Here is a 13,805-nt window from a genome sequence, read left to right on the forward strand (position 1 = left end):
TGTTAATACTACTGCTCCACTTGCTGATCCTACGAAGTCACCTTTTGTTACTTGTAATACTTGCTCTTTCATTTTTTCATTCTCCCTTCATTTGTTTTTTGTTACAAAACTTCTATTATACTAATACGCTTGATAGAAATACGATTAACGCTGTTAATACTACTGCTCCACTTGCTGATCCTACGAAGTCACCTTTTGTTACTTGTAATACTTGCTCTTTCATTTTTTTATTCTCCCTTCATTTGTTTTTTGTTACAAAACTTCTATTATACTAATACGCTTGATAGAAATACGATTAATGCTGTTAATACTACTGCTCCACTCGCTGATCCTACGAAGTCGCCTTTAGTTACTTGTAATACTTGCTCTTTCATTTTTCATTCTCCTCTCTTTTTCTTTCATTACAAAACTTCTATTATACTAATACGCTTGATAGAAATACGATTAATGCTGTTAATACTACTGCTCCACTTGCTGATCCTACGAAGTCACCTTTTGTTACTTGTAATACTTGCTCTTTCATATCTTTCGTCCTCCTTTTTAATAAGTTATCTATATGTAATTTCTAAGAAATGTTTATTTCATAGTTTTTATGTTAGCGTTACATTAAATTTAATAACGTAACGTTTGTAACATTAATGTAACATAACTATTATTACGTTGCAATATAATTACGTAAATTTTATTACACTTTTTTACGTTTTTTTATAAACATCCTCATAAACCTTGTTTTAATGCACTTTCTACTAAGTTTATGTTTGTAACATTCATGTAATATTACAGTCATATAACGAAACATACCCATACCTACCTCTACTTTTGTTACAAATCAAGATAAATCTTTCATTAAGAAGGTGGAATCTATTAAATTCTTACTGATAGTTCATACGAGATAAAATACAATCTTTCCAAGATAAGTTTATATGTTTCCTCTATATAACTATGTATAATAAAAACAAAGAGGTGGTCATTTTGAAATTAATCGCATTAGATATGGATGGTACGCTACTATCATCTAATCTTGAAATCTCCAAAGAGAACTTACAAGCTATCCAAACTGCAAAAGAGGCTGGTCATATTGTAATGATTTGTTCTGGCCGTGCGAAAGAGGATGCTTTAAAACTGTTGGAAGAATATAAACTATCTCTTCCAGTTGGAGCGAGCAATGGGGCAATTGTTTATGTGGATGGAAAAGTAATTAACTCGCGTTGTATACAAAACGACAAAGTGTACAAACTTGCAAAGTTACTAGAATCTGAAGATGTTCCGTATAAGCTATATACGAATAAAGGAGTTTATTCTCCATATACATGGCAAGATCAAGTCATGCAAGCATTCGAAGAAAACAAGCATGCACTAGATGTTACACTTGAGGAACTTGAAAGAATTACAGAAAAACAAAAGAAATCAAACTTAATTACTGATTTCCAAAGAATCGAAGATGTTGTAAATAATCCAGAGTTAGAAATATCTAAATTCTTCATTTTAACATTTAATGCAGAGCATCGCGCACAGCTATTAAGTATGTTACAAGAAGACACTGATATTATGGTTACAGCATCTGCCCCTACTAATTTAGAAATTATGGATAAGAACGGGCATAAAGGGAATGGACTGAAACAAATGGCAGCCCACTTTAATATACCAATTGAAGATACAGTTGCTATTGGTGACAATTTTAACGATGTACCCATGTTAGAAGTAGCTGGTTTATCAATTGCAATGGGAAATGCTGAAGAAGATGTAAAAAAACTATGTAATGTTGTAACATTAACAAACAATGAACATGGTGTTGCTCATGCAATCGAGCAATTTGTATTGAAACAAACTTCATCTAGTAAATGAAAAAAGGACTCTTTCAACCTCTGAAAGAGTCCTTCTCTTTTATACATGGTGACAAGCAACAAAGTGCTCTTCACCAACATTACGGAATTCCGGTACTGTTTGTTTACAAACATCTGTTGCAAACGGGCATCGCGTATGAAAGCGACAACCTGAAGGTGGATTCGCTGGGCTTGGAATATCCCCCTCTAGTATAATTCGCTCTCGCTTCACTGTTGGATCTGGTATTGGCACAGCGGATAACAATGCTTTTGTATACGGATGAAGCGGGTTTGTAAATAACTCATCACGTGGCGCTGTTTCCACAATCGTTCCTAAATACATAATTCCAATTTTCGTACATAAATGCTCTACTACGCTTAAATCATGTGAAATGAACAAATAAGATAGTCCCTTTTTCTCCTGTAGCTCACTAAATAAATTAATGATCTGTGCTTGAATAGATACATCTAGTGCTGCCACAGGTTCATCAGCTACAATAAATTCTGGGTTTAATACCATAGCTCTTGCAATAACGATACGCTGACGTTGTCCACCAGAAAATTCATGAGGGTACCGGTCAATATGATATGGGGCTAAGCCACATAACTCTAATACTTCTGTCACCTTTTCACGAACATTTTCTTTCGTCGCTAGTCCGTGAGCCAACATCGGCTCACCAAGTGCTTCTCCAATTCTCATTCTCGGATTTAATGAGCTAAATGGATCTTGAAACACAAGTTGCATATTAGGACGATGTTTTCTCAATTCTTCTTTCGATAAAGAGTGAACATCTTGCCCTTTAAACTTCACTTCCCCTTCCGTTTTTTGGACGAGACGTAAAATTGTTTTTCCTATCGTCGTTTTTCCGCTTCCTGATTCACCAACGAGGCCGAATACTTCGCCTTTATTAATAGTAAAACTTACTCCATCAACTGCTTTTACATGTCCAACCGTTCTACTAAATATGCCGCCTTTAATTGGAAAATATGTTTTTAAGTTTTTTACTTCTAATAATGGTTCACTCATTGTTCCGCACACTCCTCATATAACCAGCAAGCTACTTTATGATTCTCATCATGTACATTCAGATTTGGCGCTTCTTCTTTACATATTTCCATACAATGCTCACAACGACCGCTAAAGTAGCAAAACTCATCCAAACCAACTAAATTAGGAACTTGCCCTGGAATAGAATATAGTTTATCTATTCGTTTTCCCATCACTGGTTTTGATTTCAACAATCCTTTCGTATATGGGTGTTTCGGATTTTGGAATATCTCTAGTACCGGTGCTTCTTCAATAACTTTCCCGCCATACATAACGACAACGTAATCAGCCATTTCTGCTACAACGCCTAAATCATGTGTAATTAATAAAATGGATGTTTTAAATTCCTCTTTTATTTGCCTTAATAAGTCTAATATTTGGGCTTGAATCGTAACATCAAGAGCCGTTGTCGGCTCATCAGCAATTAATAACTTAGGATTACAACTAAGTGCAACAGCAATCATAATACGCTGTAACATGCCGCCGCTTAGTTCGTGCGGATAAGAATGGACGATTTCATCCGCACGGGCTATGCCGACTTTACGAATTAACTCAATTGCTTTCTTATACGCTTCATTTTTACTAAGTAATTCATGCTCTCTTAACGTTTCTACAATTTGTTCACCTACAGTAAAGACCGGATTTAGCGATGCCATCGGTTCTTGGAAAATCATCGCAATATCATTTCCTCGTAAACTACGAAGCTCTTTCTCTTTCATTTCTAAAAGACTTTTTCCTTCATATAAAATGTCTCCGCCTACTACACTGCCTGATTCAGCAATAAGTCCCATAATAGATAAGGCTGTTACACTTTTCCCGCAACCCGATTCACCTACAACACAAACAGTTTCACCTTCTCGAACTGCAAAGCTAACGTGATTCACAGCCTTTACTGTCCCTTCTTCTGTCTGAAAGTGTGTTTGCAAGTCTTTCAGCTCTACTACCGCTTTACTCATATTCTCTCACCTACCGTCTCATCTTTGGATCTAACGCATCACGAAGTGCATCACCAAGTAAGTTAATTGATACAACTGTTATAAAGATTGCAAAACCAGGCGGAATCCATAACCACGGACGCTTTTGGAAATCAAGCAATGAGTTCGCTGCACTAATCATGTTTCCCCATGATGGTGTAGGTGGGACGACGCCGAGACCTAAGTAGCTTAGTGCGGATTCACTTAAAATAGATCCAGCCACACCCAAAGTTGCTACAACAATAAGCAACGGTAAGACGTTAGGAACTAAATGATGAATGATTTTCCGAGAATCCTTTAATCCTAATACATCTGCTGCTTGCATAAAGGATTGCTCCCGCAACGTTAAAATTTGTCCTCTCACAAGACGGGCAAGTCCTGGCCATCCTACTAAACTTAAAATAATCATTACAACATATAAACGGTATTCCGATGGTAATTTCCATTCTGATAAGATTGCTCCCATTATAATAAGTAACGGTAATCCCGGAATGGACATTAAGACATCTGCAACACGCATAATTAAATGGTCTACAATACCTCGATAAAAACCAGCAATTGCTCCTAATAGAGCACCTAGTATAACAGATAGTAGCATCGACGCTAAACCAATTGTTAATGAAATACGTCCTGCTTGCATAAGTCTAGTTAAAATATCCCGTCCCAACTGATCTGTTCCAAGCCAATGTGATAGGTTGGGTGGTTTATTAATTTGTGTTACTTGTACTTTTCCATCAGCATATGGTGAAAAGATTGGACCGATAAAACTAAATAAAAACATAAATATTAAAATGTATAATCCATACAATGCCATCTTATTTTTCTTAATTTTTTTATACGCTTGGCGCCATGGTGATGATTCGTTTCCCTTTTTCCGTTCTTTCTTTTTCTCTATTATTGGTGTAATAGTCTCCATATCTTTCCCCCCTTACTTCAAGCGAATTCTTGGATCAACAAACGCATATACAATATCCGCTAAAAAATTTGCCATAATTGTTAAACATGAAAGAAACATCGTAAAGGCCATTAATACCGTATAATCACGGAAGTTTAATGCTTCTAATTGAATGCTACCGATTCCTGGCCAGTTAAAAATCTGTTCAATAATAATAGCTCCTGAAAATAAACCTGGTAATTCAAAAGCGAGTAATGTAATTGCTGGCAAAATTGCATTTTTCAATGCATGTTTATAAATAACAGTTCTTTCTTTTAAGCCTTTTGCACGAGCAGTACGAATATAATCTTGCCTAATAACATCCAACATGCCAGTTCTAAAATATCGTGTTAACGATCCTACACCAAGAAGCGTTAAAATAAACACCGGTAGAATCATATGACGTAATACTTCTAATATGTATGCTATCCCTGTTGAGTTACTCCCAATATCAATCATGCCACCAATAGGTAATAACTTTAAATCAACTGCTAATAATTTAATTAAAAATAACCCGATAAAGAATGATGGAAATGACATTGCTGCAAAGACACCGATCGTTACCAATCTATCAAACCAAGAATGCTGCTTTGTTGCAGAAATAACCCCAATAATAAGAGCAATAATCCAAGTGAAAAATAAAGCTGCAACAGCAACGATAAATGTATTCCAAATAAATTTATTAAGTAATGAAGTTACCGGTTCTTGATACTGTAAAGAAAATCCAAAATCACCATGCAAAGCATTCACTAACCAGTAAAAATACCTTTCAATAATTGGTTTGTTTAAGCCATATAATTCCCTTAACTCTTGAGCTCTCTCTGGTGTTAACTTTGGATTTGAATCAATGTAATCCCCCGGCAAAAGTGCAAATAAGAAAAAAATAATAATAGATGTACCAAACAATGTAGGGATCATTTGAAGGAACCTACGAATGATATATGTTTTCACCTTTTGTCTCCCCAATCCTATTTACTTAAAAATAGAAGAACATTTTTTCAAAACAGCTACTATTCCCTTGCTGTGTGAAAAAACGTCTTCTATTATTTAGGTCAACCCTTATTGTTCAATAGATAACACTGGTAAGTTGGAACTGATGCTATCGTACTTTTCTGGATCAATTCCTTTTATACGTGCATTATGAGCATAAAGTAGTTTACGATAGTTTAATAAAATAACTGGTGGATCATCACTTAACTCTTTATACAGTTCTTTATAAATTGCTTTACGTTTTTCAATATCTGTCGTCCCTATACCTTTTACAATCAAATCATCTACTTTCGGATTATTATAACCCGTATCACTTTTTGGATTAGTTGATAAGTACTCACTTACAACTTCACTTGGATCACTAATTCCTGGTGTTGAAACTGCCGCTAAATCGTAGTCGCCTTTTCCTACTTTTGAAAGCATCGTATTAAAATCCATCAACTCTGGATTTAATTCAACACCGATTTCTTTGTAACTTTCTTTTGCGATTGGAATAAAGATATCATTTGTTTTACCTGTATTTGATGCGTAGTATGTTAATTTTAACTTTTGACCATCTTTTTCACGAACCCCGTCAGAACCTACTTTCCAACCAGCCTCATCCAATAATTTTTTAGCCTTTTCTACGTCGTGTGGATATTTATTAATACCTTCTTCTGTATATGCCCATGAAACTGGAGCAATTGGTACGTTAGCAACAGAGCCATATCCTTGTAAAGCTGTATCCACATACTTCTTACGGTCTAATCCATAAGTAAGTGCTTGGCGTACCTTTTTATCTTTCAAATACGACTTCTTATTATTTACATAGATATAAGCAATATCACTTGATGATTCAAGATTAATATTTGCAAACTCTAATCCTTTTAATTGGTCTATATTCTCAGGATTCGCTCTAAATCCACTATAGTCCAGTTCACCTGTTTGGAATAATTGGAATCCAGTATCACCTGATGTGATTTTGTAAATAAAGTTTTTGATTTTTGGTTTACCTGCATAATAATTTTCGTTAGCAACAAAGCGTACTTCTTGACCTGGAACATATTTTTCAAATTTATATGGACCCGCTGCAATTGGTTGCCCATATAATGCTTTTAAATAGTCTAAACTTGTATTTTGTTTATAATCTTTTCCATAATAAGCTTTTGATAGTACTGGGCCACCTAAATTAGTTAGCGCCTGTGAATTAACCTTTTCAGTTGTAATTTTAATTGTCTGTGGATCAACAACTTGGATTCCTTCAATAGAAGTTGCTTTTCCTTCTTTATATTCTTTCCCGCCTTTAACAGCATACTGAGCAATATCCAATCCACCTTCATACGCTTTATCATGAAGTAGTGTTAGTGTAAATGCTACGTCATCCGCGGTTAAAGGCGACCCATCACTAAACTTTAAATTTTTACGTAAGTGGAATGTATATGTTAACTGGTCAGCAGAAATATCCCATTTTTCTGCAAGGTCCGGAACAGGTTTACTTTGTTTGTCTGTTGTTACTAGTGATGCAAAGATAACAGACGTTACATTCCCATCCCAACCATTATCTTGGAAATACGGAAGGAAAACTCCCCCTGGCTTAGAAATGGCTGTAATAAAAGTATCTTTTCGCTGATTTGCTTTCTCTGGACTTTTCTTTTTATCTGTAGCTGGAATTGATTCAATCTTAGCGTCTTTTAAATCCTGTTTTTTTACTGGTTCTGTAGAAGCCGTATCCTCCTGTCCCCCACAAGCAGATAACACAAGCGAACTACTCAGTAATACCGAAAATACACCAGCCCATTTTTTTGTCTTTTTCTTCATTGTCCCCACCCTAACTGTTTAATAGTTATACCCTTTGAACTTATAAGCTTATGTATGCCTCCCACAGCACATTTATAGCCAATCGGAAAAGTCGGTTTTAATCGTAAAAAAATAGATGTTTTTGAGGGATAACAATCCTATTCCGACCTTTCCGGTAGACTTTATGGTTATTAGCTTATATCTTCCGTTATATTTTGTCAATTCTTTCTAAATAAATATTTTTAGAATTTTTACAAAATTACTGTTCTATCTTTAATTTAGGTAAACTTAACAAAATACCGTTATAGTTATCTTCTTGCAATCCTTGAATGCGTGCATTATGTGCAGACACAACTTTACTATTATTTAGGAAAATAACAGGCGGATCTTCGCTTAACTCTTGATATAACTTTTTATAGATTTCTTTTCTCTTTTCAATATCCAACGTTTCTAATGCTTGCTTAGCCAATTCATCTACTTTCGGATTATGGTATCCATCATAGTTTCGTTTACTTGTTGAAACAAACTCCTCAATTGTTCCACTTGGATCATCAATCATTGGCGTAGATACCATCGCTAAATCATAATCACCTTTTATCACTTTTGAAATCATCGTATTAAAGTCCATATATTCTGGGTTAAACTCTACACCAAGCTTTTTATAATCCTCTTTCATCACAGGAATCATCACATCATTTATTTTACTTGCAGAAGAAGCAAAATAACTTACCCTCAATTTTTGGCCATCTTTTTCACGGATCCCATCCGGGCCTGCTTTCCATCCAGCCTCATCCAATAATTTCTTTGCTTTCTCCAAGTTATACTCATATTTATTAATACCTTCTTCTGTATATGCCCACGAAACTGGCGTAATCGGTATATTAACGAGTGAAGCATACCCTTGGAAATACGTATCAATAACCTTTTGACGCTCTAATCCGTAAATAAATGCTTGGCGGACACGTTTATCTTTAAAGTATGGTTTCTTATAGTTCATTTTAATGTATCCATAAGAACTTCCTGTATACACATTAATATTAGCAAAACCTAAATCTTTTAATTGTTCAACCGTCTCCACGTTTGTTGTAAAACCATCATAATCTACTTCTCCTGCTTGAAATTGTTGTAGCTTCGTATCACCTTTTGTAATTTTATAAATAAAGTGCTCAATCTTTGGTTTTCCTTCAAAATAATTTTCATTTGCTACAAATCGAACCTCTTGACCCGGAATATATTTATCCAATTTATAAGCTCCTGCCCCTACCGGATTTCCATACAGCTCTTTTAAATACTCCAAGTGTCCTTGTTTATACTCTTTCCCGTAATAAGCTTTAGATATAACTTCTCCGCCGATTAATGATAGTGTTTGAGCATTTACCTTTTCAGTCGTAATCGTAATTGTTTTCGAATCAATGACTTGAATTCCCTCAATAGAGGTTGCCTTTCCTTCTCTATAAGCTTGCCCACCTTTTATTGCTGTTTGGCTTATATCAGTCGCACCACTATAAGTTGGATCATGTAATAACGTTAATGTAAATGCTACATCATCTGCAGTTAACGGCGAACCATCACTAAACTTTAAATCATCTTTCAAATGAAATGTATATGTAAGCTGATCCTCCGAAATATCCCACTTCTTCGCTAATATCGGAATTGGCTTTCCTTCCTTATCCAGCCCAACAAGTGGAGCAAAGATAGCTTGCGTTATATTACCATCCCATCCATTCTCCATAAAATGCGGAAGAAATATTCCCCCAGGACTTGGCATGCCAACTACAAAAGTATCTTTTCTTTCTTTTTCTTTTATAGGACTTTTTGCTTTGTCGCTTGCCTTAATAAATTCATCTTTTACTTTCGGTACGTTCCCAACTTCATTTGTACTTGCTTCCTCTTGACCACATCCGGCTAGCAATACTGACACACTAAGACATGTAGACAGTACTCCTTTAAAAGTTTTTCGCATCATTTTCACCCTTACTTCCTTTCTAAGTATGTAACAACATAAACCCCTTACTGTAACTATCTTTATTTTTCCTACAAAAATAGTATGAATTAATTTCAAGATTATTCCTTTCCCTTAAACATGTCAATCGTTCTCTTTTATTTCGTATAAAAAAATTAAAAATTCACTTCTATTCATTCAGTATGAAACATAGAATACTAATAACCAATTACCAAAAAGGGGGCGAAAACATGGACAACCTATTCCAATACGTCCTGCACTACGTATTATTAACAATTATGATAGTCGGGGCGCTATTACTATTCCCATTCTTCCCAAAGTTCGTCCTCTTTTTAGCTTTTTTTATTATGCTCGGGATCGCTATAATCATTTCAACAAAGGAAGATGCCTCACAAAAAGAAAGCAGAGTTCAGCGTGTAAAGCTGTAACTCTGCTTTTTTTTGTTCTCAATCATGAATTGCTGTTACATATACTTATGTCTCGGGAAATAATTAACCGATCCCAAAAGTTCCTAATACTATTTATGTTTCACAGCCCATGTAAATTACGGAACAAAGATTTATCAAACTTACTGTTTCACGTGAAACACAACTTTTATTTATCTCTTAAAGTAAAGTATCAGTATAAAAAAGCGAATTCCCTTCAGTAAAACTGAAGGGAATTCGCTTTTTATTTTTCACTCCACAATATTCTCTAACTCATTATATAACTCCGCTCGTAACAACTCTTTCTTCGTTTTTTCTTCATACAATTGTTCAAGCATTTCAACATCAACTACATGTTCCATTTTACACTCAAGCGTATATATATCTTCTTCTACATGCATTAACTCTGTTTCAATCTCCTCAACATTCCTAGCTTCTTTCTTTTTTACAGGGGCTGTTTCAATACTTTTTCTTCCTTGGCGTTGCTGCTTTATTACTTGCGTCTCGAACTTTTCCTCCCACTTTTGACGCGCCCATGCATAGTTCCCTGCAAACTCAAATAATTTGTGCTCATCAATCCAATACGTCTTTTCAAATAACTTATTTAAAAAATAACGATCATGTGAAACAGCCAGAATCGTCCCATTATATTGCTCAAGAGCTTCCTCTAAAACTTCTCTTGATTCAATGTCGAGATGGTTTGTCGGCTCATCTAATATTAAAAAATTAATGTCTTGATACATAAGTTGCGCGAGTCTTAACCTCATTTTTTCTCCACCGCTCAGTTGTGTTACTTTCTTAAACACCGCTGGACCATAAAATAAAAACTTAGCTAATATATGTCTCGCTTCTCCCTCTGTTACAGCTACATATTCCCTGAAAGCCTCTAATACATTACTCTTCACATTTCCGTACGCATGCTGTGATAAATAACCGATTTTCACACTACTACCAATCCGAATTTCTCCAGCATCTGGTTCCATTTCTTCTAATAATAACTTCAGTAGCGTTGTCTTTCCTGTACCGTTACGACCAACGATAGCTGCACGCTCTTGAAAACGAACATGTAAATTTGCTTCGTTAAATAAAGGGTGATCAGCAAATCCTTTACTCACTTCTTTCATTACAACAACATCTTTTCCGCTTCTCTCTTGCCCTTCAAACTGAAGTCCCATTTGTTTTCGTTCTAAAATAGGTTTCTTTAGTTTTTCCATGCGTTCCAGTGCACGTTCCATACTTCTCGCTCTCTTATGCAATCCTTCATTCGGAGGATTCGCCTGATTTGCCCATTCACGTAGTCGCTTTATTGCTTCTTTCATTTTCTTTATTTTCTTTTGCTGTTCTTGATAAGCCTGAAACTCGTGGAGCAATCTTTCTTCCTTTTCTTCAACGAACCGAGAATAGTTTGTATGATACACGTGAATCTCTCCATCTTCTAAATCAAAAATCTTTGTTACAACTTCATCAAGGAAATAACGATCATGTGAAATGACCATAACCGTTCCATTGTATTCTTTTAAAAATTTCTCTAACCATTCGACTGCAAATAAATCCAAATGATTTGTCGGTTCATCTAATAAAAGTAAATCTGGTTTCTGCAATAGCATGTATGCAAGGCTTACTTTTGTTTGTTCTCCACCACTTAACTCCAGAAATGTTCGAGGGAATAGTTCTGTCACCTGTAGACCATTTGCTACCTTCATAATATTCGCTTCTATTTCATAACCACCAAGAAACGCAAACTTTTCTTGGATTACTCCGTACCTCTCCATCAACTTTTGTAAAGCAGATGGTTCCAGTTCTTCCTCCATATTTTTTTCTAATGCACGCATTTCTCTTTCTAATTCCTTTTCTGTTTTAAAAGCAGAATTTAATACATCATATACAGTCATACCCTCATCAAATTTCGGAATCTGTGCCACATGACCAATACGTGTACCTTTCTTCATATGAATGGCCCCTGTATCCAAACTTTCCATTCCAGTTAGCAGCTGAAAGATTGTTGTCTTACCACTACCGTTACGACCAACTAATCCAACACGTTCACCATTCTTTATTTCAAGCGATATATTTTCAAATATGATGTTTCCACCAAAAGATTTCGTTATATTATTTACACTACAAATTGTCATTTTCCGTACTCCTTTCAATATAAAAAACCGTGAGAAAGAAACATTCCCCATGGTTTTCGGCATAGAAAAAGGAAGCCAAATAGCTCCCTTTTCACACGTTTATTAAAAATGGGTGAAGAGATTTCTATTGTTCAATAGCTACTATGCAATTGTTAAAAAAGGACAGACGTATCCCGTTAACAACTACATCATGAAAAATTGCACGACAAAAATAGATAAAATCTAAAAATTTGGCACGCGCAGCTAAAGAACATTTCATCTCATTCACCTCTTTCGTACGGAATTTAATACTTACTTCTTTATTATACTTTCCCATTTCATGTTTGAATAGTCATTTTTCTGAAAATAATGAAGATAGACTAAACATTTCAATAAGTGACATCAAATCTTACAAAACTGTTATGTTCACGTAATGGAAAGCGATAGTACGAAAAGATGCCTCCCTATACAATAAAGGTGTAAACAAGAGAGAGAACAAAAGGAGGAAACAATCATGACAAAAGAAATCGTAAAAGCAATCTTTGAGGTATTAGTGAACGGACAAGCAGTTGTAAAAGAACTAAACAAACTATAAAAAGGAGTGAAGGAATATGATGAACATGGTAAAAATGATTTTACATGCTTTAGTTGATGCAAAAGCAGTTAGCCAAGAATTAAACCAACAATAAAAAGGGGTAAAGGAATATGAAGAAAGCCATTATTATAATTGCAAGTATAGCAATTGCCTTATACACAATAAAAAATAGAAAAAAGAAGCATAATAAAAATGATCTATATTATCCATACGCATTATTAAAGAAAGAATAAAAGACAAGGTACCCTGTTGTAACGAGGATATCTTGTCTTTTATTTTTCCTATTCCCTTTAAAGGATTTCCTTCTCCCTTTCCCGAATGTATTAAGCGGGATTTTTATACATATTTTAAAGGGGCATATATACAAATGGATACACAACAACTATACTTTTTAAACGATATTGGAAAACAAAAACCAGAAAGCATTCGGAATAGAAGCGCTACATGTCCTTTTTGTGACAGAGAAAATTTAACGGATATTTTAGCAACTGAGGGGTCAATTATTTGGCTAAAAAACAAATTCTCTACATTAAAAGATACATTTCAAACGGTGCTAATCGAAACAGATAATTGTGAAGACCATATTGCGACATATACAGAAGAACATATGAGATCGCTAATTCGTTTCTCCATTAAACATTGGTTAGACTTACAGAAGAATGAAGAATTCACATCTGTGATTTTATACAAAAATCATGGTCCATTCTCAGGCGGGAGTTTGCATCATGCACACATGCAGATTATCGGAATGAAATATGTAGACTATCTCGATAACGTAGCAACGGAAAACTTCCAAGGAGTCATTGTACAAAAAAATGACCACATTGAACTCAATATTTCAGATCGTCCTATTATCGGTTTTACTGAATTTAATATCATTATTGAAGATGTTAGATGCATAGATGAATTGGCAAATTATATTCAACAAACTGTACGTTACATACTGACAGATTTCCATAAAGGATGTAGTAGTTATAACTTATTTTTCTATCATTTAAACGGAAAAATCATTTGTAAAGTTGTTCCTAGGTTTGTCGTCTCACCCTTATATGTAGGATATAAAATACCACAAGTTTCTACAAAGCTAGAAGAGGTGAAAATACAACTCGCGCAGTACTTCACGAGAGAAGAAGATAAAATTATTCATAAAAAAACAGAGTAGGTAT

16 protein-coding genes are annotated in these 13,805 nt (G+C 34.9%); 4 read left to right on the forward strand and 12 right to left on the reverse strand.

Features of this window, described 5'->3' with window-relative positions:
* From V7S50_RS30120 to V7S50_RS30135, 4 genes are all read right to left on the reverse strand, one after another.
* Positions 1–72 (reverse strand): DUF3948 family protein (locus V7S50_RS30120; protein ID WP_061661667.1); only part of this gene is annotated, 72 nt, incomplete at its 3' end.
* A 43-nt stretch (positions 73–115) separates the two neighbouring features.
* Complete coding sequence (locus V7S50_RS30125; protein ID WP_000664237.1) at positions 116–223, reverse strand: DUF3948 family protein; 108 nt, start codon at positions 221–223, stop codon at positions 116–118.
* A gap of 43 nt (positions 224–266) precedes the next feature.
* Positions 267–374, reverse strand: a complete 108-nt coding sequence (locus V7S50_RS30130; protein ID WP_000664237.1) for a DUF3948 family protein — start codon at positions 372–374, stop codon at positions 267–269.
* 41 nt (positions 375–415) lie between these two features.
* Positions 416–523, reverse strand: coding sequence for a DUF3948 family protein (locus V7S50_RS30135; RefSeq protein ID WP_000664237.1), 108 nt, complete (start codon positions 521–523; stop codon positions 416–418).
* A gap of 449 nt (positions 524–972) precedes the next feature.
* On the opposite strand from V7S50_RS30135, the gene V7S50_RS30140 reads away from it, so the two are divergent.
* Positions 973–1,845 carry a Cof-type HAD-IIB family hydrolase gene (locus V7S50_RS30140; RefSeq protein ID WP_242256321.1) on the forward strand — a complete coding sequence of 291 codons (873 nt, stop codon included), beginning with the start codon at positions 973–975 and terminating at the stop codon, positions 1,843–1,845.
* A gap of 39 nt (positions 1,846–1,884) precedes the next feature.
* On the opposite strand, the gene V7S50_RS30145 is transcribed toward V7S50_RS30140, so the two are convergent.
* The 6 genes from V7S50_RS30145 to V7S50_RS30170 form a co-directional block, all read right to left on the reverse strand.
* Positions 1,885–2,850, reverse strand: coding sequence for an ABC transporter ATP-binding protein (locus tag V7S50_RS30145; RefSeq protein WP_242256322.1), 966 nt, complete (start codon positions 2,848–2,850; stop codon positions 1,885–1,887).
* Positions 2,847–3,827 carry an ABC transporter ATP-binding protein gene (locus V7S50_RS30150; RefSeq protein WP_242256324.1) on the reverse strand — a complete coding sequence of 327 codons (981 nt, stop codon included), beginning with the start codon at positions 3,825–3,827 and terminating at the stop codon, positions 2,847–2,849. Before V7S50_RS30150 ends, V7S50_RS30145 begins: the two co-directional genes overlap by 4 nt.
* Before the next feature lie 10 nt (positions 3,828–3,837).
* Positions 3,838–4,761 (reverse strand): oligopeptide ABC transporter permease, encoded by a 924-nt coding sequence (opp4C, locus tag V7S50_RS30155; RefSeq protein ID WP_098555344.1) that lies wholly within the window; start codon positions 4,759–4,761, stop codon positions 3,838–3,840.
* A 12-nt stretch (positions 4,762–4,773) separates the two neighbouring features.
* Positions 4,774–5,730, reverse strand: coding sequence for an ABC transporter permease (locus V7S50_RS30160; protein WP_242256326.1), 957 nt, complete (start codon positions 5,728–5,730; stop codon positions 4,774–4,776).
* Positions 5,731–5,838: 108 nt separating this feature from the next.
* The gene (locus V7S50_RS30165) at positions 5,839–7,566 is read right to left on the reverse strand and encodes an ABC transporter substrate-binding protein (RefSeq protein WP_242256328.1); all 1,728 of its coding nucleotides are present in this window, start codon (positions 7,564–7,566) and stop codon (positions 5,839–5,841) included.
* Between the two features lie 238 nt (positions 7,567–7,804).
* A complete protein-coding gene (locus tag V7S50_RS30170; RefSeq protein ID WP_242256330.1) occupies positions 7,805–9,508 on the reverse strand; it encodes an ABC transporter substrate-binding protein in 1,704 nt (567 codons plus the stop codon).
* 230 nt (positions 9,509–9,738) lie between these two features.
* Between V7S50_RS30170 and V7S50_RS30175 the strand changes: the two genes are divergently transcribed.
* Positions 9,739–9,936 (forward strand): hypothetical protein, encoded by a 198-nt coding sequence (locus V7S50_RS30175; RefSeq protein WP_242256332.1) that lies wholly within the window; start codon positions 9,739–9,741, stop codon positions 9,934–9,936.
* Between the two features lie 248 nt (positions 9,937–10,184).
* Here the strand turns inward: V7S50_RS30175 and abc-f are convergent, their stop codons facing one another.
* Both abc-f and V7S50_RS30185 read right to left on the reverse strand, forming a co-directional pair.
* Positions 10,185–12,065, reverse strand: a complete 1,881-nt coding sequence (gene abc-f / locus V7S50_RS30180) for a ribosomal protection-like ABC-F family protein (protein WP_242256334.1) — start codon at positions 12,063–12,065, stop codon at positions 10,185–10,187.
* Positions 12,066–12,189: 124 nt separating this feature from the next.
* Entirely contained in the window at positions 12,190–12,324 is a 135-nt protein-coding gene (locus V7S50_RS30185; protein ID WP_286676867.1) for an RAxF-45 family protein, read from the reverse strand.
* A 425-nt stretch (positions 12,325–12,749) separates the two neighbouring features.
* Between V7S50_RS30185 and V7S50_RS30190 the strand changes: the two genes are divergently transcribed.
* Together V7S50_RS30190 and V7S50_RS30195 are read left to right on the forward strand one after the other, a co-directional pair.
* A complete protein-coding gene (locus V7S50_RS30190; protein ID WP_242256336.1) occupies positions 12,750–12,872 on the forward strand; it encodes a spore coat protein B in 123 nt (40 codons plus the stop codon).
* A gap of 134 nt (positions 12,873–13,006) precedes the next feature.
* Positions 13,007–13,801 carry a DUF4931 domain-containing protein gene (locus V7S50_RS30195; RefSeq protein WP_242256338.1) on the forward strand — a complete coding sequence of 265 codons (795 nt, stop codon included), beginning with the start codon at positions 13,007–13,009 and terminating at the stop codon, positions 13,799–13,801.
* Positions 13,802–13,805: the final 4 nt, after the last annotated feature.

The sequence above is a fragment of the Bacillus sp. CCNWLW194 genome, from assembly GCF_037120585.1.
In the GTDB taxonomy this organism is placed as follows: domain Bacteria; phylum Bacillota; class Bacilli; order Bacillales; family Bacillaceae_G; genus Bacillus_A; species Bacillus_A basilensis.